This window comes from Eleftheria terrae, assembly GCF_030419005.1.
In the GTDB taxonomy this organism is placed as follows: domain Bacteria; phylum Pseudomonadota; class Gammaproteobacteria; order Burkholderiales; family Burkholderiaceae_C; genus Caldimonas; species Caldimonas terrae.
This window is the reverse complement of the sequence record NZ_CP106951.1, coordinates 1702596-1725738: the sequence shown is the minus strand read 5'-3', so window position 1 is coordinate 1725738 and position 23143 is coordinate 1702596. Positions and strand designations below refer to the sequence as shown.

Below are 23143 nucleotides of genomic sequence, written 5' to 3'. Positions count from 1 at the left end.
TGATAAACCGTTGCGGCCCGTGCCGCGAACGCCAGAGAGAACGCAACCAGCGTGCCTGCTCCTCAGACGCCCACCTGCTTGCGGGGCGCACGCCGGCCGGTGCCAGCATGGCCGGCGGCCGCATGGCCGTTGGCGGCGCTGCGTGCCGGCGCCGGCACCGGTGCCGCTTCCGCCAGCGGCCGGCTGCTCAGCGCGCGCTGCGGATTGGCCTGCGCCAGCCGGGCCAGCAATTCGCCGGTGGCGGCCACCCCTTCTGCCAGGTCGAAGTGCTGCTCGGCGCGCTCGCGCGCCCGCCGGCCCATGGCTTCGCGGGTGTCCGGCGCTTCCAGCAGCTTCGCGATCTGGGCGCCGACGCCGTCGAAATCGCCCGGGCTCACCAGCGCACCGGTGAGGCCGTGCTGCACCATGTCCGGCACGCCACCCACCCGGGTCGCCACCACCGGCAGGCCACTGGCCATGGCTTCCATCAGGGCCAGCGGCATGGCCTCGGTGTGCGAGGTCGAGACCACCAGGTCCAGCTCGGCAAACACCGCCGGCATGTCCGACTGCAGCCCGGCCAGGTGCGTGTAGTCGCCCATGCCGAAGCTGTCGATGAAGCTGGCGCACTGCTGCGCCATCGGGCCGTCGCCCACGAGCACGAAGCGCGCTTGCGGGCAGCGGCGGTGTGCGATCAAGGCGGCGCGCAAGAAGCTCTCGGGTCCTTTCTCCCAGGACAGGCGGCCGACGAAGCCCACCAGCGGCACGTCGGCCGCAATGCCGAAGCGCTGCCGCAGTGCGCCGTCGCGCACCCGCCGCGGACGGAACACCTGCAGGTCGGCGCCATTGGCAATGAGGTGCAGCTGCGGCGCAGCGACGCCCAGGGTCAGCGCGTGGTAGTAGGTGTACTTGCAGACCACGCTGAGATGGGTGCCGGCCAGGCGGTGCGCCTCCAGGTCGGCCACCTGCAGCTGCCGGCCGTGGATGGTGGCCAGCACCGGTGTGTGCGTCAGGTGGCCGGCCACGGCGGCCAGCAGGTGCGCATTGGGCAGGTGCGCCTGGATGACGTCGACCCCGTGCGCCCGGATCAGCGCGCTGGTGGTCTGGATCGATGCCCACGGCGGGTCGTCCGGCATCGGCACCACCATCACCTCGGTGCCGGTGGTGCGCAGTTGCTCGCTGATCGAGCTCTCCCAGGGGCACAGCACGGTGACGCGGAAGCGTTCCCGCGGCAGCCGCTCGATCAGGCGGGACACATAGGTCTCCATGCCGCCGACGATCGCGTTGCCGACGATCTGCAGGACATGGGTCCGCGGAGTGGTTTGCAGTGGTGCCATGGGTCGCTGGGAGGCTGAGGACGCTGCAATCAGCAGCACACGGGGGCCAGGCCGGGCGGGCGGCCTTGGTCCCCACCAAGGAGGGAAGTGAACAGGCGGCGGGTCGCCACGCCCAGGGTGGCGGCTTCTGCCGGTGCACGCTCGCGGGCCTGCGCGGCACGGCGTGCCGCATCCGCTGCGTCAAGGCCCAGCCAGGCCGCAGCGGTGCCGCTCCAGATGCGCTCGCGGCCGCGAGCGTCGACGTCCAGCTCGTCCAGCAGGTCTTCCACCCAGCCTCGGCGCTCGGCAATGTGGGCGCCGCTGCAGGGCAGAAAGCAGTCGCTACCGAACTGCAGCAGGTCGGGGCCCAGCACGCTGAGGGCCTTGGACAGCACCTCGCGCCGGTACACCGGCGGCGGTCCGAAGGAGATGTCGAAGCGGAACATCACCTGGTCGGGCGCCACGCCGTGGATCAGCTCGATCAGGCCGACGGCGATGGCTTCATCGGTCCAGGGCCAGCCCAGGTGGGCCAGCGCCACCTTGAGTCCGGGGTAGTCGCGCAGCGCTTCGAAGAAGGTTGGCCGGCAGAAGCGGCCCGAGCGGCCATCGATGAAGATGCCACTGTGGAACAGCAGCGGCATCTTGAGCTCGTGCGCCTTGGCGAACAGCGGCTGCACCTGCTCGTCATACGGATACCAGCCGGCGGGCACCATCTTGATGCCGCGCAGGCCCTGGTCATAGGCGCGCTGCAGGTCGTCGGGTGCGTCGGCGCGGCGCGGATCGAGCACCGCGAAGCCGATCAGCCGGTCTTCGTGGCCCTTCACCAGCCGGGCCAACCCCGCATTGCCGCGGCGCAGCGATTCGGGGTCTTCCAGCGAATAGCCTTCGCTGAGGAAGGGGGCCAGCAACACCGCCATGTCGATGCCGGCATCGTCGAGCGATCGCAGCACGTCGCCGCTGCGCTCCTGGCCGGTGCAGTGCACATGGGCATCGATGATCATCGCCTCACCCCGCCTTGGCGATGGTCTGTGCCGCTGCGCCGCTGCGCGCCAGGGCCTGCTGGGCCGCCCGGCGGCCGGCCACGAAGGCATGTTCCGCATGGTCGTGGGCCCATTCGCCGTAGCGTCCGGCCAGCACGATGCCGAACTGGCCCAGCCACTGGCGCACCAGCGCGAGCTGGCCTGCCTGTGCGGCATCGTGCACCAGCCAGGCGCCCGGCAGGTCGACCTGGCTGCTGGCGAGCAGGCGATCGTCCTCCCGCAGCAGGCCGACACGACGGCAGTCGGCCACCACCCGCTCCAGCAACGCCGGGCCGTCGCAAGGCAAGGGGCGGCCGGGGCCGTAGCCGATCTCGCAGGTCAGGCCGAAGCCGCCCGGCGGGCTGCAATGCGGGCTGGCGTTGCCCTGCGCGAAGACGCGGTCGAAGACGGTGCCTTCGGGGTAGTAGATCCAGTGCTGGTCGGTCAGGGCCGCCCGGTCCACGCCCAGGTTGATGCAGCGCACCGACAGATGGCGCAGCCCGCGGGCGGCCGCCTGCACCTCGGGCGGTGCTTCATTGCCGCACGCGGCCACCAGTTGTGGCAGCGGCATGGTGCTGACCAGGGTTTCGTACTGCAGGGTCCGGCCGTCGTCCAGCCGCAGCGTGCGTTGTGAAGGCGACACATGGACCACCCGCGTATTCAGCGAGAGCTGCGCTTGCAGGTGAGGCAGGAAGGCCTCCATCAAGGCCTGGAAGCCACCGCGCAGCGGATAGCCGAAGCGAGTGCTGGCGCTCGGGCGGCGCTGCTCCTTCAATACGTCCGGCGGCAGGCCGTGGTGTGCACCGGCCAGCGGGAAGGGCGCCAGGCAGCCATCGCGGTGCACCGCCGCCCGGACGGTCTGCCAGTGCAGGTTGTCGCCCAGCAGCTTGCTGTAGAGCGCATGCACCTCCGGGTCTTCGGAAAACATCACATGCCCGGCGTTGCCAAAGGTGAAGCCGTTTTCCTCGGTGGACCGGCAGCCGCCGCCAACGCGGGCCTCGCGCTCGACGAGCAGCGTGTCGCCACCCAGGTGGTAGGCGGCCGCCAGGCCGGTCGGCCCGGCGCCGATCACCACATGGCGCACCGCACGCACCGCGGGGGTCGCGGCGCTCGCTGCCGCGGCGGAGCCCGGGGCGAGCGGCACGGCAGGGGTCGGCAGGGAGGCGGCCGCTGTTGCGGCCGGTTGGCCGGCGGTCGCCACCGTGCGCCGCTGCAGGGCGTCGGCGATGAGCCGGCCGATGGACTTTGCGGTGCTGTCCCACGAAAGCCGGGCCACCACGGCCGACATCGCGACCACCCGCTCCTGGCGTTGCGCCGGCGTTTCGCCGAGTGCGGCGACGCAGGCGTCGATGAAGGCCTGTCGGTCGGCACCGACGCGCACCACGTCGCCGTACAGGCTGACCACGTCGTGGATTGGCGTGCTGACCACCGGCTTTTCCGCCGCCATGTACTCGAGCGTCTTGGTCGGGCTGATGAAGCGCGTCGACTCGTTGAGCGCGAAGGGCAGCAGGCAGACGTCCCAACCGGCCACCAGCGCCGGCAGCCGGGCGTACGACTGCTGCCCCAGCCAGTGGATGTTGGCGCGGCGAGGCAGGTGCGCAGGGTCGATCTTCACCACCGGGCCGACCATCACCAGCTGCCAGTCCGGCCGGGCATCGGCCAGGGCTGCCACCAGTTCCACGTCGAGTCGCTCATCGATCACGCCGAAGAAGCCGAGCCGGGGCGAGGGGAGGTGCGATTGCAACTGCTCGGCGGCCGCCGCATGTGCCGGATCGGCCAGCGCGGAGCCGGGTGCGAAATGCTGTGCATCGACCGCACTCGGGAAACAGTGCACCTGCGGATGCTGCTCGCGCTTGGCCTCATACAGGCTGGGGCCGCCGGTGAAGACCAGGTCGGCGGTCTTCATCAGGGCCGATTCGCGCTGGCGCATCTGCCGCGGCGCGTACTTGAAGGCCGACAACTCGTCCATGCAGTCGTAGATCACCGCTCGCGGCTGCAGGCCGGTGAGCAGCGGCAGCGCCATCGGCGTGTAGAACCACACCAGGTAGTTGTCGATGCCATGGGCCTCGATGTGCCGCTGCACCAGGGGCTTGAGCACTGGCAGCTGGTCGTCATGGAAGCCGGCGGCCTCCACCGGCGTGTGCGGCCGCAGCACCTCCACCCCCTCGCAGGGGCGGAAACATTCCAGGTGCGGCAGCCCGGCATCGTGCACCGGCTCCTCGACGACCAGCACGCGGTACTGCTGTGCGAGTCGCGACAGCAGGTGCTGCGGGCGCTGGTAGACGAAGTCCCAGCGCAGGTGCGAGAAGACGAGCAGGCAGGGTCGAGACATCTTGGGGCTTCCTTCGGTGGTGCAGGCTGGCAGCTGGCGTTGCCAGCGTCTGAGTACACGGGCATAGGGCCGGTTGAGCACGCGCCCCGGTGCACAGCCGGCCGGCAGGGGGGTGTCCGGCGGCGCGGCGTCCCACAGGCCGCTGTTGTGCCAATGGGTGGGGTCGTCCCAGTCGTGGCGGTCGACGATTGGATAGAGGCACAGCCCTTCGAGCGGGATGCCGGCGGCGCGCACACGGGCCGCCTCGGTGGCCATCTCATGCAGCCACTGGCCGCGCCCGACACCGACATGACTCGTTTCTGCCACGATCATCGGATGGCGGTAGCGTTCCCAGGTCTCGCGCACCAGCGAGCCGAAGGGCAGACGACGTGGGTCACGCAAGTGCCAGTGCAGGCGACGCTCGGTGCCGACCTCCCACTGTCCGTTGTGATAGTGGTTCAGGCCCAGCAGGTCGAGCGCCGCCTCGTGGCCGCCCAGCTCCGGCTCCATCCGGCCGGCCAACAGGTCCCAGGTTTGCCACTGGTAGCCGCGCACCTCCGCCGCCAGGCCCTGCAGGTCCGGCCGGTCCGCCGGCGCCACCACGTGCAGCACCGGCTCGACATGCATGAAGCGGGCACGCCCATCGATGGCTCGCATGGCCTGCATCGCCTCCAGGGCGGCCCGCACCAGGCGGCGCTTGACGGCGTAGCCGCTGGCCCGGGTGCTGTCGGCCCGGGCGGCGTCTCCGTTCAGGTAGGGAGCCATCATCGACGTCTCGCTGACGGCCCAGGCCAGGAAGCTGATCTCGTTGATCGGTGTGTAGATCGGGGGCAGCTCGGACAGCGGCTTCAGCGTGCGCGCCACCGCCTCGGCAAAGCGAACGAACCGGGCGATGAAGCGGTCGTCGAAGATGTCGACGTCGGCCGGCATGCCGTAGTGCATGAGGGTCCACAGGGGCTGGACACCGTGGCGGCGAGCCGCCTCCGCCACCCGCTGGGTGCGTGCCAGGTCGATGCGGCCACCGGCGCCCTCCGACAGGCGCCAGCCGATGCTCTCCCGCGCGCCGCGCAGGCCCCAGCGGGCCAGGCTGGCGTAGTCGGCCTCCAGCCGTTGCAGGTGGCCCGTGCTGCGGACCATGTCCAGCGGCTCGCCGCGGCCATTGCGGTGGTCAGCCCCTTCGAAGCCGCCCATCCAGAAGGAGGCCAGCGCGGGGCAGTTGCAGGCGCCTTCCTGCAGCAGTCGGGCCTGCTCGGCGCTGGGCCAGGGCGAGCCGGACATGGGCGGCGGGGCGGCGGCTTTCAGCGGGCGGCCTTGTGGGAGGACTCGCCCCGGCCCGAGCGTGAGCCGCCCTGGGCGTGCGCCCCATCGAAAGACTCGGCTTCCTCGCCGCTGTCGGCTTCGTCGTTGGCGGCCTCCTCGGCCGGGGCCGCCAGGCCCATCTCGACCATCAGCTCGGTGCGGCGCTCGTGCATCTCCTCAAGCAGGGCCTCCCACTCGATGCGCGAGCGGCTCAGCTTCTCGAAGATGTCGCCTTCTTCCTCCTTGATATGGTGCTTCACGTACTCGCCCAGCACCGTCACCGTGGCCGCGAAGCGCGGGTTGTCGGGCGACATCGTGCGCAGCTGCTCGATCAGCCATTTGGCCGAGGCGTGCTCGACCTCGGCCTCCTCGATCAGCTCGGGCTCGTCCATGCCGCTGCGGGCGGCTGGGTAGAACACCTCTTCCTCAAGGCGGGCGTGCAATTGCAGATCGGTGCAGATCTGGTCGGCCAGCTGCTGGCAGGCTTGCGGATCGTTTTCGGGATCGAGCTTGGAGAAATCGCGGAAGGCCTTCTTCACCCGCTTGTGGTCCTCCTTCAGCATCTCGATGACTTCGGCTCTGGCGCTTGAATTGCGGGTGGTCATGGACGGTACTCCTTGGTCGGACGGGCGGGGATGAGTCAAGCACCGGTCAGCAAACGGTGTTCCTCGCCGCCACGGCCCCGCGCCAGCCCGCCAGGCCAGGCAAGCCACCAGCCGCTCCTCGCGGCACGCGCCTTGCCGGACACGCAACACCTATTCGAGGAGCCCAGCATGTCCACCTCCCGCCCGAGCGATACCGGCCAGCGCACCCGCACCGGAGACACCACCGCCAACGCCGCACAGCGCCGCCTGCCCCGGATGCCGCACGAGCGCGACGAGTCGGCCGACAGCCAGGACCAGCAGCGCCCCGAGCAGGACGAGGTGATGCAGCAAGCCCACGACGATGTGGAGCGCGGCCTGGTCGATACCGACCGCGGTGCCGTCACCGACAAGGTCTACCGCGAGCAGCTCAAGAGCGGTCGTTCATGAAACTTCCTGCCTGTTTGCGCCGGCTGCTCGGCACTCCTGCCGCCGAAGGGCCGCATTCCGCTCCCCCCCGCGGCGAGCCCCGGGTGCGCAAGGCGGTCATCCCGGTGGGGCAGCAGGCCGTGGCCTGGCCCGCGCTGCAGGCCCTGCCGATCGAGATGCTGCCGGTGGTGGACCGCCCGCTGTTGCACTACGCGGTGACCGAGGCATTGGCGGCCGGCATCGAGGAGATCTTGTTTGTCCTGGACGGCCCGCGCGGGCCGGTCGATGAGCAACTGGACCTCGAGGTGTCGATGCTGCCGCGCGGTGTGCGAGCCCACCTGCTGCGGCAAGGCGGCGAGCGCGGCCTCGCGCACGGGCTGCTCGGCGCCCGCCATCTGCTGCGCGGCGAGGCCTTTGCCCTGCTGCTGCCCACCGAAGTGACCGACGGCGAGCCCGGCGTGCTGCAGCAGCTGTTGCGGCAGTTCGAGCGCACGCCCTGCAGCCTGGTGGCGGTGGAGGCCGCCGCGGCCAACGACCCGCACAACGTCATGGTGGAGACGGCCGTCAGCGATGTGCGCCTGGCTTGCGTGCGCCGGCTCGGACGGGGCGCGGGCATCGCAGCGACGCAGGCGCCTGCCTGGGCGGCTGCCGGCCGCTGCATCCTGACGCCCGGTGTGCTCGACACCCTCGCCCAGCAGGCTGAACGCACGGTGTTGCGCGCCGCCGACTTGCGCGACGTGCTCGGCGCTGTCCTTCTGACACAGCCGTTGTTTGCCTATCGTTACAGCGGCCGGCGGTTCGACTGTCGGCGGCCCACGAAATGGCTGGAAGCCAACCTCGCGCAGGCCTTGAGACACCCCCGTGTCGCCGGTGAGTTTCAGCAGATATTGCGGCAAAGCGCACAATTTGTTCCCGCGAAAGAGGATTTGTCGCAGGTCCAGGCGCGGGCTTTGCCCTGCGCTCGACCGCCCGTTACGGGTCGGCCCAGGCTAAGACTGGTGCGGAATTGACTCGTCAGGGCGCCACGATCACCCCAGCGTGAGCGCGCTGTGCCGAAAGCGGCGTCGCAATTTTGCGATGCGGGATGTTTCCTGCGTCTTGTAGCGGTATGCGGCTTCTTGTAACGCCGACACCGATGGACTACCCGTTCCCGATTGCCTGGCACGGGGGTTGCTCTAAGAGGACGCACCCCGAGGGCCGGACACCGTGCAGCTTGCTGTCACGCCTGGTTCCCCGGTCCGGGTTCGCCTGGCGCGAGCCCCTTCACCCAACACCGTACACCGTCGTGCCGCGTCCTCCTTCTGCTCATGCTTGCCACTGTTTCTCACAGCCAAAGCGGCGGAAGATGGGCGTTGCCGGCCTGTCTTTTTGGTTTTCGATCCTTGCTCATTCACATGTGCAACCCCACCGACCCGCCGGAGCAAGGCGTGGGGCTTTCATCGGGAGGACTGCATGAACGCACCGGTCATTCGACTTGAGCACCGGCAACACCAGACGCTGACGCCTCGTCTGCAGCAGGCCGTTCGCCTGCTGCAGTTGTCGTCCCTCGACTTTGCCCAGGAGGTCAACCAGGCCGTCGGCAGCAATCCTTTCCTGGAGGAAGACGGCGACGCCCACGCGACGGCAGCCGCCACTCCCGAGGCGGCGCCGGTAGAGCCGGTGCCGACCTGGGCCGATGTCACGCCGGTGACCGCGCCGGCGGCCGACACCCCCTGGGACCGCGAGAGCTGGGGCTCGGCCGGTGGCGGTTCGGGCCGTGGCAGCACGGGCGACGGCGACCTCGACCTGGTCGAGATGGTGGCTGCCGACATCTCGCTGCGCCAGCACCTGCACAGCCAGATCAACGTGATGCCGCTGTCGCAACGCGACCGCACCCTGGCGGGCACCATCATCGAGGCCCTCGACGACGACGGCTACCTGCGCCTCACGCTGGAGGAGTTGCAGGGCCTGGTCGAATGCTCGCCGCCGGCCGACGACACCGAGATGAACGTGGCGTTGAAGCTGGTGCAGTCGCTCGATCCGAGCGGCATCGGTGCACGCGACGTGCGCGAATGCCTGCTGCTGCAGCTCAAGGACATCCAGCCCGCTGCCGAGCAGGAGCTGGCGTGCCGCATCGTCGGCGAGCACCTCGACCGGCTGGCCACCCGCGACGTCAACGGCCTCGCCCGCGCCCTCGGCGCCAGCGTCGCCCAGGTCGAGGCCGTCTGTGAACGCATCCGCCACCTCGACCCGCGGCCGGGCTGGCGCTTCGGCCCGTCCAACACCCAGTTCGTGACGCCCGACGTCATCGTGCGCAAGGTGCGCGGCGTGTGGACCGCCACGCTGAACCCGGACGTGATCCCCAAGGTGCGGCTCAACCAGGTCTATGCCGAGTTGTTCCAGCGCCATCGCGACTCGGGCCATTCGGAGCTGGCCGCCCATTTGCAGGAGGCGCGCTGGACAGTGCGCAATGTGGAGCAGCGCTTCGCCACCATCCTGCATGTGGCTCAGGCCATCGTGAAGCGCCAGCGCCATTTCCTGGAATACGGCGCGCTGGCGATGAAGCCGCTCGGCTTGCGCGAGATCGCCGAGGAACTGGGCCTGCACGAGTCCACCGTGTCCCGCGTGACCAACAATAAGTACATGGCGACGCCGCTGGGCGTGTTCGAGTTGAAGTACTTCTTCTCGCGCGCCTTGCCGACCGTCAGCGGCGGGTCCTGCTCGGCCACCGCCATCCGGGGGGTGATCAAGGACATGATCGAGGCCGAGGATGCGATGGATCCGCTGTCGGATGCGCAGATTGCCCGGCAGCTTGCCCGGCAGGGCCTGAGCGTGGCGCGCCGCACGGTGACCAAGTACCGCCAGATGATGCGCCTGCCCTCGGTCGAAAAGCGCCGCAAGCACGTCTGAGGGGCTGCGGGTCCGCTGCCGGACCCCCTCCCACCCACCAAGAGAACCGCCGGCCTCGTGCCGGCGGTTTCGTTCACGGGCGGCGCATGGGCCGCTTACTTCGACTTGGACGAGCCGGAGGAGCTGGAGCCGCTGCTGGCGTTGTTGCCACTGCCGGTGCGGTCACTGTCGCTGCTGGCCGAGCCGGTGCTGGCGGACAGCCCGCTGCTGCCCGAGACCGAGCCGGTCGAGCCGGCGCCGCTGCTGCCGGCATTCGCGGTGTTGGACGAAGCACCGAGCCCCGAAGAACTGCCGCTCAGCCCGGTGGTTGCGCCGCTGGAGCCGCCGATGCCGGAACTGCCCATCTGTTGGCTGCCTTGGCCGCTGGAGCCCGACTGCCGGCCCTGGCGCCACTGGTCGAATTCGTCGGAGAACTTGCGGTAGCGCTCCTGCCTCCAGTGGTGATAGTCCTCGTCGAGCCTGCGCATCTGCTCCATGCGCCACTGGTGGTAGTCGGGATCGGCGTGGCGCATGCCCTGCGTGTAGCCCTCGTGCTCGCCGGAGCCGCCGTAGTTGCGGCCATAGGTGTTGCTGGAGTGCTCGTCATAGGACTGGCCGCCGTAGCCGCCGCCGCGATAGTTCGCCTGCCCGGCATAGCCGCCGCCGTAGCCTGCGCCACTGCTGCCGCTGCCGTAGCCGCCGTACTGGCTGGCATAGCGGCCGGCCTGCTGGTCGCCATAGCCGCCTTGCTGGCCGTACTGGCCTCCCTGCTGCTGGCCGTACTGGCCACCGCCCTGGTATTGGCCGCCTTGCGAGCCGTACTGGCTGCCGCCTTGCTGGTACTGGCCGCCCTGGTACTGCCGGCCCTGCTGGAACTGGCCACCGCGCTGGTTGGGACCGCCTTCCTCATACTGGCCGCCCCAGCCGCTGCGAGCGCCTTCCCAGCCCTGGGAGCCGCCTTGCGGGCCTTGCGAGCCGTAGTTGCCGGCGAAGCCGCCGGTGCTGTATTGGCTGCCGCGCTGGCCGCCGGTGTAGTAGTCGCCCATCGAGCCGCGACCTGCGCTGTAGTCACTGCCCTGGTCGTTGCTGCCGTAGTCGTTGCCCCAGCCTCCGCCGCTACGTGCCGACTCGTAGTCGCGGCCCCCGGAGCGGGATTGCGAACCGAAGCGATCCTGCTGCCAGCGGTCGCCCTGGCCATAGCGTTCGTCGCTGCGGGCGCGATAGTCGTCGTCGCTGCCCTCGTTGCGACGCTGCTCTCCATAGTTTCGCTGTTGCATCTGCGTTCCTTTCAACCGTTGTGGAATCGTTGCTCCTGCTGCGCCGGCGCTTCTGCAAGCCCGTGTACGCTTTACCGTTGCAGGGGGGCGGCCAGGCCCGGTGCTCGTGGCACGGGCTGTTCGCGCAGCCTCTGCATTTCAGCAAGGGCTGTTCCTGTCATGGATGCGAGGGAGCGGTGGAGGCCCGCGGCGGGTGCACAATGTCGATCGTTTTTTTGTCGCTCGCCGGACCAACTTCCAGGAATCCATGGAGACACTCAACAGCCTCGTCGCGGTGCTTGCCGCCTACCTGATCGGCTCGCTGTCGTTTGCCGTCATCGTGAGCCGCGTGATGGGCCTGAGCGACCCGCGCACCTACGGGTCCAACAACCCCGGCGCCACCAACGTGCTGCGCTCAGGGAACAAGACGGCCGCCATCCTGACGCTGCTGCTCGACGCCCTCAAGGGCGTGGTGCCGGTGGTGCTGGTGCATCTCTGGGGCGAGCGCTTCGGGCTCGGCGAGGGCGCGTTGGCCCTGGTGGGCCTGGCGGCCTTCCTGGGGCACCTGTTCCCGGTGTTCTTCGGCTTCAAGGGTGGCAAGGGCGTGGCGACGGCCGCCGGCGTGCTGCTGGCCATCAACCCCTGGCTGGGCCTGGCCACGCTGGCGACCTGGGTCATCATCGCGGTGTTCTTCCGCTATTCCTCGCTCGCGGCCCTGGTCGCCGCGGTCTTCGCGCCGTTCTACCAGCTGCTGGGCTGGGGGGCCGGTCCGGTGCTGGGTGCGGTCATCGTGATGAGCATGCTGCTGGTGTGGCGCCATGCCGCCAACATCCGCAAGCTGATCGAAGGCAAGGAAAGCAAGATCGGCCAGAAGGCCGCCCCGGCCGGCAAGGCGCACGGCCCGAAAGGAAATTGAGCATGGTGAAACGCTTTCATGTCGGCAAGCGGCTGTCGGAGATGGCCATCCACAACGGCACGGTCTACCTGGCCGGCCAGGTGCCCGACGATGGCACCCAGGACATCCGCGGCCAGACCGCCGAGGTGCTCGGCATGGTGGACCGCCTGCTGGCCGAGGCCGGCACCGACAAGCGCCACCTCCTGATGTGTCAGATCTTCCTGGCCGACCTGGCCGACTTCGACGGCATGAACGCCGTCTGGGACGCCTGGGTGGCCGAGGGCCACGCGCCACCGCGGGCCACCGTGCAGGCGGCGCTGGCCCGCCCGGAGTGGAAGATCGAGGTGGTTGTCACGGCCGCGTTGCCGGCGGCCAGCTGAGCGCCGCTCGACGGGGCCCGGTGCCGCGCCGGCTGCGCTCCCTGCTGGGCCTGCTGCTGACAGCCTGGGCGGTGCTGTGGGCGGTGCAGCTGGCCCAGAACGGCGCCGATCGCGAGGCCGCCAGTGTGCTGGCCGAGCAGGCCCGGCCGGGCGACATCGTGATGTACACGACCAGCGACTGCCCCTACTGCGCCAAGGCGCGAGCCTGGTTGCAGGCACACGAGGTCAGCCACACCGAGTGCAATATCGAGCGCAGCCCGGCGTGCCGGCAGGCCTTTGAGGCACTGCGATCGGCCGGCGTGCCGACGCTGGTGGTCAAGGGGCGGCGCCAGGTGGGATTCGATCCGCAACGGCTGGCACGGGCCTTCGAGCCCTGAAGCAGGAGCCCGCGCGGGTGCCGGCCTCAGGCCAGCCCGAGCGGCTCCAGCGGGCCACAGCCCAGTCGCAGCACCCGCGGCTCGTCCTCGGTGAGGTCGATCACCGTGGTGGGCGTCCTTGGGCAGGCGCCGGCATCGACCACGGCCTGGATCTGGCGCTCGTAGCGCTCGCGGATCTCGGCCGCGTCATTGAGCGGCTCGGTCTCGCCGGGCGGAATCAAGGTGGTGGCCAGCAGCGGCTGGCCGAGCACGGCGAGCAGTTCCTGCGCCACGCCATGTCCCGGCACCCGCAGCCCCAGGGTGCGCCGCGACGGGTGCGAGACGCGTCGTGGCACTTCCTTGGTGGCTTCCAGGATGAAGGTGTAGGGGCCCGGTGTGCCGAGCTTGAGCAGCCGGTACTGGCGGTTGTCGACCTTGGCGTGGCTCGACAGCTCGGACAGGTCACGGCACAACAGGGTAAGGTGGTGCTTGTCGTCCACGCCGCGAATGCGGCGCAGCTGCTCGACCGCGTCCTTGTCGTCGAGGTGGCAGACCAGGGCATAGCTCGAATCCGTGGGGATGGCGGCAATGCCGCCGGCATGCAGGATCTGCGCCGCCTGCTTCAGCAGGCGGGGTTGGGGGTTGTCGGGGTGAACTTCGAAGTACTGGGCCATGCCGGCGATTGTGGCTGCCGCCGATGAACCCGCCGGTCACTGACCGTATCGGGCCGCCGCGGCTCAGCGCTGGATGCGGTCGGCCAGAGCGGCCCACACCGGGCGCAGCTGCGGGCTCAGCAAGGGCAGGCTGCCGAGGTCGGTGTGGCTTTCGGCGGGTGAATGGAAGTCGGAGCCGCGCGAGGCGTACAGGTCGAACTCCTGCGCCAGCTCGGTGTACTTGGCATAGTCCGCCGGCGTGTGGCTGCCGGTGACCACTTCGACGCCGCGCCCGCCCAGGTCCTTGAAGTGCGAGAACAGCGCGTACTCTTCGTTGGCATTGAACTTGTAGCGGCCCGGATGGGCCACCACCGCCATGCCACCGGCGCCGGTGATCCAGCCCACCGCGTCTTCCAGGGTGGCCCAGGCATGGGGCACGAATCCGGGTTTGCCTTCGGTCAGGTACTTGCGGAAGACCTCCGGGGTGTCCCGGCAGGCGCCGATCTCGACCAGGTAGCGGGCGAAGTGCGTGCGCGAGATCAGGTCCGGGTTGCCGACGTACTTGAGCGCCCCCTCGTACGCGCCTTCGATGCCCACCTTGGCGAGGCCGGCCGCCATCTCGCGGGCCCGCAATTCGCGGCCGCCGCGCGTGCGGGCCAAGCCCGCCTGCAGCGCCGCGTCGCCGGCGTCGAAGCCGAGGCCGACCACGTGCACCGTCTCGCCGGCGAAGGTGACCGAGATCTCGGTGCCGGTGAGATAGGCCATGCCCAGCGCCGCAGCCGCGGCGGCGGCCCGTTGCTGGCCGCCGATCTCGTCGTGGTCGGTCAGGGCCCACAGCTGCACGCCGCGCGCGTGGGCGCGCGCCGCCAGGTCTTCGGGGCACAGGGTGCCGTCGGAAACGTTGGAATGGCAGTGCAGGTCGGCGTTCAGGATGTCCACCACTGCATTGTAGGGAGGTGAACGACCGTGCGCTTCCCTTCCGGGCAAAGGCCTTGCCCGGCGGCCGCAGCGGCCTCAGCGCTCGACGCGCAGCACCTTCCCGTCTTCGCTGTCGGTGAGCAGGTAGAGCCAGCCGTCGGTCCCCTGGCGCACGTCCCGAATGCGCTCGTGCAGGTTCTGCAACAGGCGCTCTTCACGCACCACCTTGCGGCCGTCGAGCTCCAGCCGCACCAGCACCTGCGCGCGCAGCGCACCGACGAACAGGCTGCCTTGCCAGCCTGGGTAGCGGTCGCTGGTGAGGAAGGCCATGCCGCTGGGCGCGATCGACGGCACCCAGTGCACCAGCGGCTGCTCCATGCCGTCCTTGGCCGTGCCTTCGCCGATCTTGAAGCCGGTGCCGTATTCACGGCCGTAGGTGATCACCGGCCAGCCATAGTTCTTGCCCCGTTCGGTGAGGTTGACCTCGTCGCCGCCCTGCGGGCCGTGCTCGTGGGTCCAGAGCTCACCGGTCTGCGGATGCAGGGCGGCACCCTGGATGTTGCGGTGGCCCCAGCTCCAGATCTCGGGCCGCGCGCCGGGCTTGCCCACCAGCGGGTTGTCGGCCGGCACGCGGCCGTCGGGCTCGATGCGCACGACCTTGCCGATGGTGTCGCCGGCCGACTGCGCCTGCTGGCGCAAGCTGAAGCGGTCGCCCAGCGTGATGAAGAGCCGGCCGTCGCGGCCGAAGACCAGGCGGGAGCCGAAATGGTTGCCGCCCTTGAACTTGGGCGACTGGCGAAAGATCACGCTCAGGTCGGTGAGCCGCTGGCCCTGCAGCTTGGCGCGCGCTACCGCGGTGCCGTTGCCGCCGTCGCCCGGTTCGGCATAGCTGAGGTAGATCCAGCCGTTCTCGGCGTAATGCGGGTCGAGGGCCACGTCGAGCAGCCCGCCCTGGCCGCCGCTGTCCACCGCGGGCAGGCCCTGCACCGGCGGGCTCAGCTCGCCGCGGGCCGAGACGATGCGCAGCCGCCCGGGCCGCTCGGTGACCAGCATGCGGCCGTCGGGCAGGAAAGCCAGCCCCCACGGGTACTGCAGCCCGCGCGCCACGGCCACGGTTTTCAGGCGCTCGGCGGCGCCGGCCGTGCCGCCCGCCACCGCGGCCCAGACCGCCGCTGCGGCCAGCAGCGCGCTCGGCAGCCGCCGGGGGCGCTGCAGCACGGCGCAAAGGAGAGGACGGGGCCGGCGTGGCATACAGATCTCCATGTACAGGTGGGGTAAACCCACATCCTGCAACAAGGTGCCCACGGCTGCCAAGCGATGCAGGCGTCCAGCGACGCGCGGCGCCGCGGGCAGGCAGGCCAGCAGCACCTCAGGCGGCCATCAGCCCCGGGCGGCGCGTTGCCGGGATGCCGCGGAGGGTGCCGCTCGGGCGGCCGCGGCGAGGCGCCGGGCCGGTCGGCTCCCCCTTTGAGCCCGTGTCCCGATGGCGCCGGCCGATCGGTGCCCGGGCGCGAACCCGCCAGGGCCGCGCGGCCGTCCGGCAGGCTGCAGCGGCCGCGCTCAGTCTTCCAGCCGCAACACGCTCGCCGGCGCGCCGTCGGTCAGCAGGTAGAGGCCACCGTCGGGGCCTTGCTGCAGGTCGCGCAGGCGCTGGCCCAGGCCGACCAGCAGCGGCTCGCGGCGCAGCACTTCCGGCTCTGTCGGGCTGCCGCCCAGCTCGATGCGCCACAGCGCCAGGCCGGCCAGCGTGGTGACGAACAGGTTGCCGCGCCACTGCGGGAAGCGCTCGCTGGTGTACAGCAGCAGGTTGCTCGGCGCCACCGACGGCGCGCCCCAGTGCAGCAGCGGCTGCTCCATGCCGTCCTTGCTTGGGCCCTCGCCGATGGTGGCGCAGTTGTCGTATTCGCAGCCGTGGCTGATGACGGGCCAGCCATAGTTGCGGCCCTGGCGCGTGATGTTGACCTCGTCGCCGCCGAAGGGGCCGTGCTCGCAGGTCCACAATTCCTGCGAGGCCGGGTGCAGGGTGGCCCCCTGGGGGTTGCGGTGGCCGTAGCTCCAGATCTCGGGCAGCGCGCCGGGCGTGTCGACGAACGGGTTGTCGGCCGGCACGCTGCCGTCGGTGTGGATGCGCAGCACCTTGCCGTGGTGATACGCGAGGTCCTGGGCGTGCACCCGCTCAGCAGCCTCGCGTCGGTCGCCCACGGTGATGAACAGCAGGCCGCCGGGCGTGACGGCCAGCCGGCCGCCGAGGTTCTCGGTGCTCTCGGCGGCCGGGGCCTGGTGGAAGATCATCTGCACGTCTTCCAGCCGGCCGGCGTCGGCGTCGAGCCGGGCGCTCGCCACCGCCAGGCCGGTGAGCGGTGCTTCCGGCGTGCCGCAGGCCTGGCTGTAGGACAGGTAGATCCGCCGGTTGCCGGCAAAGCCCGGGTCGATCACCACGTCGAGCAGGCCGCCATGGCCGCGCGCGTCGACTGCAGGAATTGGCCCGAGCAGCGGTGCCGGCGCCGGATCGCCCGGCGTCACCAGGCGCAGCCGGCCGGGCCGCTCGGTGACCAGCAGCCGGCCGTCGGGCAGGAAGGCCATGCCCCAGGGCAGTTCCAGCCCGTGGGCCACCGGCCAGGCGCGCAAGCCGTCCGCCTGCGCCGCGGCGCCGCCGGCCAGTGCCGCTGCGAGTGCGGCACTGCGGGCCGGCGTGCAGGTGGCCGCGGCCAGGCCGGCCAGGCGGCGCAAGGCGTGTCGCCGGCGTGGCGAAGCCGGGCCGGCAGGGAAAAAGGGAAAGCGGGCAGCAGCCATCGGGCCTCGCGGCAGGGGGTAGGGGGGCGGCCCGGGGGCTGCCCTGGCGCGTCAGCGTTCGACGCGCAGCACGCGGCCGCTGGACGCTTCGTCGGTGAGGATGTAGAGCCAGCCGTCCGGGCCCTGGCGCACGTCCCGGATGCGCGCGTTGAGACCGGTCAGCAGCGCCTCGCGATTCACCATGCGATCGCCGTCGAACTGCAGCCGCCACAGCGCCTTGCCGGCCAACGCGCCGGTGAAGAGGTGGCCGCGCCATTCCGGGAAGCGGTTGCCGGTGTAGAAGGCCAGGCCGCTCGGCGCGATCGAGGGCGGGCCCCAGGTGGTCAGCGGCTCGACGTACAGAGGCGCATGCACGCCGCCGCCGATGCGGCAGGCGTCGGACGGTTCTTCCACCTCGTAGGGGCAGCCGTAGCTCACGTTGGGCCAGCCATGGTTGCGGCCGGGACGCGCGATGTTGATCTCGTCGCCGCCCTGCGGGCCATGCTCGCACAGCCACAGCTCGCCGGTGTCGGGGTGCACTGCCGCGCCCTGCGGGTTGCGGTGGCCGAGGCTCCACAGCGCCGGCATCGCGCCGGCGACGCCGACGAAGGGGTTGTCGGCCGGGATACGGCCGTCGCTGTGAATGCGGGCAACCTTGCCGAGGTAGCTGCCGAGGTTCTGTGCTTCTTCCTTGTGGAGGAAGCGCTCGCCGAGGGTGATGAACAGCGTGCCGTCGCTACGGAAGGCCAGCCGCCCGCCGTAGTGCTGGTTGCCGGCGAACTTGGGCGTCTGGCGAAAGATGACCTCGGTCTCGCTCACCCGGGTGGCATCGGCACTCAGGACGCCGCGTACCACGGCCAGTCCGTTCAGGTCGCCCTCGGCTTCGGTGTAGCTCACATAGATGAGCCGGTTGCTGGCGAAGGCGGGGTCGAGCACCACGTCCAGCAAGCCGCCCTGGCCGCTGTACCGCGCGGCCGGCAGGCCGGAGACGGCCTGCCCGCGGCCGCCGGTGTTGGTGCTCAGCAGCCGCAGCTGGCCGGTCTTCTCCGTGACCAGCAGCCGGCCGTCAGGCAGGAAACACAGGCTCCAGGGGTACTGCAGGCCGCTGGCCAGCGAGGCGGTGCGTAGCGGGCCGGGTGACGGCGGCGGTGGCCCGGGAGGTGGCGGCTCGGTCGGTTGCTCGTCATCGCCGCCGGAACCGCCGCCACAGGCGGACAAACCGGTCGCGGCAAGCGCGCTCAAGGCAGCCAGTCGCGCAAGCGCGCGCCGGCGTTCGGGTTGGCAGGGGGCGTCGGTCAGTTCCATGGCGGCACTTCTGCTGTGGAAAGCGCCAGGGTATCCGGAGCCGGGACAGCGAAGAAACGAACGGTAAACGGCGCCCTTGCGCCGCGTCCCTTCGGCGCTGTCCGGCGGCGCCCGGGCTCAGGCCAGCGCTTCCACCACCATCTGTACCCGCTGCGCGCCGTTGAACTCGTCCAGCGACAGGCGGTAAGCCAGCACGCTGCGCTCGGGCACCGGCTCGCTGCGGCCGAACCAGATCGCCTCGCGCACCGCACCGCCGCAGCGCACCGTGAGCTTGAGGTGGCGTTCGCCGACGATGCGCTGCGAGACGATCTCGACCTCGTCGCTGAACACCGGCGCTTCGAAGGACTGGCCCCACACCTCGCGCTCGATGGCCTGCACCACCTCGGGCGCGAACCAGCGCGGCTCCAGCGGGCCGTCGGTGGTCACGGTGCGGGCCAGCAGGGCCGGGTCCAGCCATTCGTGCGCCACTTGCTGGAAGGCCTGCTCGAACAGCTCGAAGTCCTCTTCCTCCAGCGTGCAGCCGGCCGCCATGGCATGGCCGCCGAACTTCTTCAGCACGCCGGGGTGGCGCTTGCTCACCAGGTCGAGCGCGTCCCGCAGGTGAAAGCCCGGGATGGAGCGGCCCGAGCCCTTGAGCAGCCCATCCTGCCCCAGGGCGAAGACGAAGGTCGGGCGGTGCAGCTTGTCCTTCAGCCGCGAGGCCACGATGCCGACCACGCCTTCGTGGAAGTCCGGGTCGAAGATGGCCAGCGCGGGCGGCGGCTCGTCCTCGGGCATCAGCATCTCCAGCATCGCTTCGGCCTGCTCGCGCATGCCAGCCTCGACGTCGCGCCGCTCGCGGTTGATGCCGTCCAGCGTCTGGGCCAGCTCGGCGGCCCGTTGCGGGTCGTCGGTGAGCAGGCATTCGATGCCCAGCGTCATGTCGGCCAGCCGGCCGGCTGCGTTGATGCGCGGGCCGAGTGCAAAGCCGAAGTCGAAGCTGCTGGCGCGGGCCGGCTCGCGCTTGGCCGCGGCAAACAGGGCCGCCACGCCGGGTTGCATGCGGCCGGCACGGATGCGCTTGAGGCCTTGCGCGACCAGCCGGCGGTTGTTGGCGTCCAGCTTGACCACATCGGCCACCGTGCCCAGGGCCACCAGGTCGAGCAGGGTGTCCAGCCGCGGCTGCTCCTGCGGGCTGAAGGCGCCGCGGCGGCGCAGCTCGGCGCGCACCGCCAGCAGCACGTAGAACATCACGCCGACACCGGCCAGGCACTTGCTGCCGAAGCCGCAGGCCGGCTGGTTGGGGTTGACGATGACGGTCGCCTCGGGCAGCACCAGCCGGTCGTCCACCACCGCGGGCAGGTGGTGGTCGGTGATGACCACCTCCAGGCCCAGCGCGCGGGCGTGCTGCACGCCCTGCAGGCTGGCGATGCCGTTGTCCACCGTCAGCAGCACGTCGGGCTGGCGCCCCATCGCCAGCTCGACCACTGCTGGTGACAGCCCGTAGCCGTGCACGGCGCGGTCGGGCACCACGTAGCTGAGGTGCTCGGGCCGCGCGCCCAGCAGGGCCAGGCCGCGCAGCGCCACCGCGCAGGCGGTGGCGCCGTCGCAGTCGTAGTCGGCCACGACGCAGATGCGCTTGCCGGCGGCGATGGCGTCGGCCAGGAAGCGCGCCGCGTCGTCGGCCCCGTGCAGGGTGTCGGGGGGCAGCAGGCGGGCCAGCGAATCGTCCAGGTCGTCGGAGCTGGCGATGCCGCGGGCCGCGAACAGGCGCGCCAGCAGCGGGTGCACGCCCGCCTGTTCCAGCGCCCAGGCGGCGCGCGGCGGGATGTCTCGGGAGGTGATCTTCATGGACGCCAACTTCTCATTCTTCACAGGTTCAGGAGCACGTCGGCCGGCTGCGGCCGGTGCCAGTGGCGCTTCAGGCGCGCCCACCAGCCACTGGGTGCCGGCTCGAAGTCCTGGGCGCTGCGCTCGCCGCACAGCGTGACCCGCACCGGCGCGCCGCGCCGCAGCGCCGCCAGTGCCAGCGTGAGCGGGCCGCGCTCCAGCTCGGCCCAGGCCTCGGCCCAGGCGGCCCAGTCGTCGCCCATCAGGCCGGCGCGCAGGCGCTCGTCCACCACCAGCGCGGGCGGCGCCAGCGCCGGCTGTGCCGGGCCGCAGCCACTGAGCCAGAAGGTGTTCACCGGCAGTGCGCCGCGCTCGACGCGGCGGTCGGTCAGCGGATGGGTGTAGAGAAGCATCTGTACTTCGTTCTGCAGGCGGCGGATGCGGCGCGCGGCGGCATGCTCGGGCATCCAGGCCTCGACGTTGCGGCCGACCACGCGGTCCGGCGAGGCGGTGGGCAGCTCGGCCAGGCTCTCGTGCGCCAGGTACCAGCGGGTCGGGGCGCCCCAGACCATCACATAGCCTTCGGACTCGAACAGCTCGCGCACCGCCTCCATCAGCTCGCGCGACTCGTCTTCCTGCAGCTGCAGCGCCTCCGGCGGCAGCATGCTGACCTGGTCGGTGCCGACATGCCAGTGCACCGGCGTCAGCAGGCCCCAGGCCAGGTCGCCGGTGGCAATGCCGTCGCGCTGGGCCAGCCAGGCTGCCCAGGGCAGGCCGCCGTCCGGGCCGCTCAGGCCCAGCGCCCGCGCCAGCGCGCGCTCGTGCGGGGGGGACAGGGAGTATTCGTCGCCTTCGCTGCGCCAGGCCGGCGACAGCTGGGCCAGGACCTGGGTCAGTACCGGCAGCTGCAAGTCCTTCAAGGTGTGCCGGCAGGCGTCTGACAAGGCCGAGGCATGGGGAATCAGCAGGTGCATGGGGCTCAATTATCGGGGGCCGGCGACGGCGGTCGGCTCGGTTAGCATCGAACGCTTCGCGGAATCGGCGCATTTTTGTCGGCTGCGCCGCAAGACCACTCATGAACTGGCCCTACGAACTGCACATCGGCTGGCGCTACACGCGCGCCGGCCGCGCCACCCGGCGCAATGGCTTCATTTCCTTCATCTCCGGCGTCTCGATGCTGGGCATCGGCCTGGGCGTGGCTGCGCTCATCATCGTGCTGTCGGTGATGAACGGCTTCCAGAAGGAGGTGCGCGACCGCATGCTCTCGGTGATCTCGCACATCGAGGTCTATGCCGCCGGCGGCCAGGCGCTGCCGGACTGGCACGACGTGGCGGCCCAGGCCAGCCGGCACCCGCAGGTGGTGGGGGCGGCGCCCTACATCGCCGCGCAGGCGCTGCTGGCGCGCGGCGACGAGATGCGCGGCAGCCTGGTGCGCGGCATCTCGCCGGCCGAGGAACCGAAGGTGACGCCGCTGGCGGCCCAGCTCAAGGACACCGTGCTCAAGCGCCTGGTGCCCGGCGGCTGGGGCATCGTGCTCGGCGCCGAGCTGGCGCGTGGCCTGGGCGTGAACGAGGGTGACAAGGTCACGCTGGTCTCGCCCAGCGGCCAGATGACACCGGCCGGCGTGGTGCCGCGCCTCAAGCAGATGACGGTGGTCGGCATCTTCAGCGCCGGCCACTACGAGTACGACAACGGCCTGGCGCTGATGCACGTGGACGATGCCGCCAAGCTGTTCCGGGTGGAAGGCCCGATCGGCGTGCAGCTGCGGCTGCGCGACGTGCACCAGGCTCGCGAGGTGGCCGACGACCTGAGCCGCCAGCTGACCGGCGACCTGTTGATCAGCGACTGGACCCGCACCAATCGCCACTGGTACGACGCGGTGCAGCTGGAAAAGCGCATGCTCTTCATCATCCTGACGTTGATCGTCGCGGTGGCGGCCTTCAACCTGGTGTCGACGCTGGTCATGACGGTGACCGACAAGCGGGCCGACATCGCCATCCTGCGCACCCTGGGCGCGAGCCCACGCTCGATCATGCGCATCTTCATGGTGCAGGGCGCAGTCTCGGGCGTGATCGGCACCGCCAGCGGCGTGCTGTTCGGCCTGCTGGTGGCCTGCAACATCGACGTCATCGTGCCTTTCCTAGAAACCGTCTTCCGGGCCAAGTTCCTGCCCGGCAGCATCTACCTGATCACCCGCATGCCCAGCGACCCGCAGGCCGGCGACATCGTGCCCATCGCACTGATCTCGCTGGTGCTGGCCTTCCTGGCCACCCTCTATCCGAGCTGGCGCGCCAGCCGCGTGCAACCGGCGGAGGCGCTGCGCTATGAGTGAGATCGTGCTGCAGGCCCGCGGGCTGAACAAACGCTTCCACGAAGGCCCGCTCGACGTGCATGTGCTGCGCGGGGTGGACATCGCGGTGCCGGCCGGCGAGACGCTGGCCATCGTCGGCGCCTCCGGTTCCGGCAAGAGCACGCTGCTGCACCTGCTGGGCGGGCTCGACGCGCCGACTTCCGGCGAGGTACAGCTCAAGGGCCGCGACTTCGCCACCATGGGTGCCGCCGAACAGGGGCAGTGGCGCAACCTGCACCTGGGCTTCGTCTACCAGTTCCACCACCTGCTGCCCGAGTTCACCGCGCTCGACAACGTGGCCATGCCGCTGCGCATCCGCCGCATGCCCAAGGCCGATGCCAAGGCCCGGGCGCGCGAGATGCTGCAGCAGGTGGGCCTGGGCGAGCGGGTGCAACACCGGCCGGCCGAGCTGTCGGGCGGCGAGCGCCAGCGCGTTGCCATCGCCCGGGCGCTGGTGACGCAGCCGGCCTGCGTGCTGGCCGACGAACCCACCGGCAACCTCGACCGCGGCACGGCCAACACGGTGTTCGAGCTGATGCTGTCGCTGGCCCGCCTGCGCGGCACCGCCTTCGTGGTGGTGACCCATGACGAGGCCATTGCCCGGCGCTGCGACCGGGCGCTGCACCTGGTGTCCGGCATGCTGGCCTGAG

General features: G+C 70.7%; 20 protein-coding genes. 8 read left to right on the top strand and 12 right to left on the bottom strand.

From position 1 onward, the window contains the following. Positions 1–62: 62 nt before the first annotated feature. Genes N7L95_RS07625 through N7L95_RS07610 form a run of 4 tightly spaced genes read right to left on the bottom strand, consistent with a single transcriptional unit; the run spans position 63 to position 6526 of the window. Positions 63–1313 (bottom strand): glycosyltransferase, encoded by a 1251-nt coding sequence (locus N7L95_RS07625; protein WP_301259224.1) that lies wholly within the window; start codon positions 1311–1313, stop codon positions 63–65. Positions 1314–1342: 29 nt separating this feature from the next. Beyond that, on the bottom strand, positions 1343–2293 hold the full coding sequence (locus N7L95_RS07620; protein WP_301259223.1) for an amidohydrolase family protein: 951 nt from the start codon (positions 2291–2293) through the stop codon (positions 1343–1345). Between the two features lie 4 nt (positions 2294–2297). After that, positions 2298–5900: an FAD-dependent oxidoreductase gene (locus N7L95_RS07615; protein WP_301259222.1), complete on the bottom strand. Its 3603-nt coding sequence runs from the start codon at positions 5898–5900 to the stop codon at positions 2298–2300. A gap of 20 nt (positions 5901–5920) precedes the next feature. Next, positions 5921–6526, bottom strand: a complete 606-nt coding sequence (locus tag N7L95_RS07610) for a hemerythrin domain-containing protein (RefSeq protein ID WP_301259221.1) — start codon at positions 6524–6526, stop codon at positions 5921–5923. Positions 6527–6694: 168 nt separating this feature from the next. Between N7L95_RS07610 and N7L95_RS07605 the strand changes: the two genes are divergently transcribed. From N7L95_RS07605 to N7L95_RS07595, 3 genes are all read left to right on the top strand, one after another. Next, on the top strand, positions 6695–6952 hold the full coding sequence (locus N7L95_RS07605; protein WP_301259220.1) for a hypothetical protein: 258 nt from the start codon (positions 6695–6697) through the stop codon (positions 6950–6952). Further along, on the top strand, positions 6949–7941 hold the full coding sequence (locus N7L95_RS07600) for a hypothetical protein (protein WP_301259219.1): 993 nt from the start codon (positions 6949–6951) through the stop codon (positions 7939–7941). Before N7L95_RS07605 ends, N7L95_RS07600 begins: the two co-directional genes overlap by 4 nt. A 442-nt stretch (positions 7942–8383) precedes the next feature. Beyond that, entirely contained in the window at positions 8384–9820 is a 1437-nt protein-coding gene (locus tag N7L95_RS07595) for an RNA polymerase factor sigma-54 (RefSeq protein ID WP_301259218.1), read from the top strand. 95 nt (positions 9821–9915) lie between these two features. Here N7L95_RS07595 and N7L95_RS07590 read toward each other — a convergent pair whose 3' ends face one another. Beyond that, the gene (locus N7L95_RS07590) at positions 9916–11076 is read right to left on the bottom strand and encodes a hypothetical protein (RefSeq protein WP_301259217.1); all 1161 of its coding nucleotides are present in this window, start codon (positions 11074–11076) and stop codon (positions 9916–9918) included. 247 nt (positions 11077–11323) lie between these two features. Between N7L95_RS07590 and plsY the strand changes: the two genes are divergently transcribed. From plsY to N7L95_RS07575, 3 genes are read left to right on the top strand one after another with little or no spacing between them, the layout of a single operon-like run. Beyond that, positions 11324–11971, top strand: a complete 648-nt coding sequence (gene plsY, locus N7L95_RS07585; RefSeq protein ID WP_301259216.1) for a glycerol-3-phosphate 1-O-acyltransferase PlsY — start codon at positions 11324–11326, stop codon at positions 11969–11971. A 2-nt stretch (positions 11972–11973) separates the two neighbouring features. Next, positions 11974–12330: a RidA family protein gene (locus tag N7L95_RS07580; protein ID WP_301259215.1), complete on the top strand. Its 357-nt coding sequence runs from the start codon at positions 11974–11976 to the stop codon at positions 12328–12330. Between the two features lie 20 nt (positions 12331–12350). Continuing rightward, the gene (locus tag N7L95_RS07575; protein ID WP_301259214.1) at positions 12351–12707 is read left to right on the top strand and encodes a glutaredoxin family protein; all 357 of its coding nucleotides are present in this window, start codon (positions 12351–12353) and stop codon (positions 12705–12707) included. A gap of 26 nt (positions 12708–12733) precedes the next feature. Here N7L95_RS07575 and N7L95_RS07570 read toward each other — a convergent pair whose 3' ends face one another. From N7L95_RS07570 to N7L95_RS07540, 7 genes are all read right to left on the bottom strand, one after another. After that, positions 12734–13360 (bottom strand): L-threonylcarbamoyladenylate synthase, encoded by a 627-nt coding sequence (locus tag N7L95_RS07570; protein WP_301259213.1) that lies wholly within the window; start codon positions 13358–13360, stop codon positions 12734–12736. Positions 13361–13423: 63 nt separating this feature from the next. Further along, the gene (locus N7L95_RS07565; protein ID WP_301259212.1) at positions 13424–14281 is read right to left on the bottom strand and encodes a 3',5'-nucleoside bisphosphate phosphatase; all 858 of its coding nucleotides are present in this window, start codon (positions 14279–14281) and stop codon (positions 13424–13426) included. A gap of 72 nt (positions 14282–14353) precedes the next feature. Next, positions 14354–15508 (bottom strand): PQQ-dependent sugar dehydrogenase, encoded by a 1155-nt coding sequence (locus N7L95_RS07560; protein ID WP_301259211.1) that lies wholly within the window; start codon positions 15506–15508, stop codon positions 14354–14356. A gap of 309 nt (positions 15509–15817) precedes the next feature. Next, positions 15818–16987 carry a PQQ-dependent sugar dehydrogenase gene (locus N7L95_RS07555; RefSeq protein WP_301259210.1) on the bottom strand — a complete coding sequence of 390 codons (1170 nt, stop codon included), beginning with the start codon at positions 16985–16987 and terminating at the stop codon, positions 15818–15820. A 114-nt stretch (positions 16988–17101) separates the two neighbouring features. Beyond that, positions 17102–18334: a PQQ-dependent sugar dehydrogenase gene (locus N7L95_RS07550; protein ID WP_301259209.1), complete on the bottom strand. Its 1233-nt coding sequence runs from the start codon at positions 18332–18334 to the stop codon at positions 17102–17104. Between the two features lie 117 nt (positions 18335–18451). Next, on the bottom strand, positions 18452–20164 hold the full coding sequence (gene recJ / locus N7L95_RS07545) for a single-stranded-DNA-specific exonuclease RecJ (RefSeq protein ID WP_301259208.1): 1713 nt from the start codon (positions 20162–20164) through the stop codon (positions 18452–18454). A 20-nt stretch (positions 20165–20184) separates the two neighbouring features. Then, on the bottom strand, positions 20185–21117 hold the full coding sequence (locus N7L95_RS07540; protein WP_301259207.1) for a hypothetical protein: 933 nt from the start codon (positions 21115–21117) through the stop codon (positions 20185–20187). Positions 21118–21218: 101 nt separating this feature from the next. On the opposite strand from N7L95_RS07540, the gene N7L95_RS07535 reads away from it, so the two are divergent. Next, positions 21219–22475 (top strand): lipoprotein-releasing ABC transporter permease subunit, encoded by a 1257-nt coding sequence (locus N7L95_RS07535; RefSeq protein ID WP_301259206.1) that lies wholly within the window; start codon positions 21219–21221, stop codon positions 22473–22475. After that, positions 22468–23142: a lipoprotein-releasing ABC transporter ATP-binding protein LolD gene (gene lolD, locus N7L95_RS07530; protein WP_301259205.1), complete on the top strand. Its 675-nt coding sequence runs from the start codon at positions 22468–22470 to the stop codon at positions 23140–23142. The genes N7L95_RS07535 and lolD overlap by 8 nt, the downstream gene beginning before the upstream one ends. Position 23143 lies beyond the last annotated feature (1 nt).

Excerpts from the sequence above, each read along its gene's own strand:
- N7L95_RS07625 (WP_301259224.1), bottom strand. The coding sequence starts at position 1,313 with ATGGCACCACTGCAAACCACTCCGCGGACCCATGTCCTGCAGATCGTC.
- N7L95_RS07620 (WP_301259223.1), bottom strand. The coding sequence starts at position 2,293 with ATGATCATCGATGCCCATGTGCACTGCACCGGCCAGGAGCGCAGCGGC.
- N7L95_RS07615 (WP_301259222.1), bottom strand. The coding sequence starts at position 5,900 with ATGTCCGGCTCGCCCTGGCCCAGCGCCGAGCAGGCCCGACTGCTGCAG.
- N7L95_RS07610 (WP_301259221.1), bottom strand. The coding sequence starts at position 6,526 with ATGACCACCCGCAATTCAAGCGCCAGAGCCGAAGTCATCGAGATGCTG.
- N7L95_RS07605 (WP_301259220.1), top strand. The coding sequence starts at position 6,695 with ATGTCCACCTCCCGCCCGAGCGATACCGGCCAGCGCACCCGCACCGGA.
- N7L95_RS07600 (WP_301259219.1), top strand. The coding sequence starts at position 6,949 with ATGAAACTTCCTGCCTGTTTGCGCCGGCTGCTCGGCACTCCTGCCGCC.
- N7L95_RS07595 (WP_301259218.1), top strand. The coding sequence starts at position 8,384 with ATGAACGCACCGGTCATTCGACTTGAGCACCGGCAACACCAGACGCTG.
- N7L95_RS07590 (WP_301259217.1), bottom strand. The coding sequence starts at position 11,076 with ATGCAACAGCGAAACTATGGAGAGCAGCGTCGCAACGAGGGCAGCGAC.
- plsY (WP_301259216.1), top strand. The coding sequence starts at position 11,324 with ATGGAGACACTCAACAGCCTCGTCGCGGTGCTTGCCGCCTACCTGATC.
- N7L95_RS07580 (WP_301259215.1), top strand. The coding sequence starts at position 11,974 with ATGGTGAAACGCTTTCATGTCGGCAAGCGGCTGTCGGAGATGGCCATC.
- N7L95_RS07570 (WP_301259213.1), bottom strand. The coding sequence starts at position 13,360 with ATGGCCCAGTACTTCGAAGTTCACCCCGACAACCCCCAACCCCGCCTG.
- N7L95_RS07560 (WP_301259211.1), bottom strand. The coding sequence starts at position 15,508 with ATGCCACGCCGGCCCCGTCCTCTCCTTTGCGCCGTGCTGCAGCGCCCC.
- N7L95_RS07550 (WP_301259209.1), bottom strand. The coding sequence starts at position 18,334 with ATGGAACTGACCGACGCCCCCTGCCAACCCGAACGCCGGCGCGCGCTT.
- recJ (WP_301259208.1), bottom strand. The coding sequence starts at position 20,164 with ATGAAGATCACCTCCCGAGACATCCCGCCGCGCGCCGCCTGGGCGCTG.
- N7L95_RS07540 (WP_301259207.1), bottom strand. The coding sequence starts at position 21,117 with ATGCACCTGCTGATTCCCCATGCCTCGGCCTTGTCAGACGCCTGCCGG.
- N7L95_RS07535 (WP_301259206.1), top strand. The coding sequence starts at position 21,219 with ATGAACTGGCCCTACGAACTGCACATCGGCTGGCGCTACACGCGCGCC.
- lolD (WP_301259205.1), top strand. The coding sequence starts at position 22,468 with ATGAGTGAGATCGTGCTGCAGGCCCGCGGGCTGAACAAACGCTTCCAC.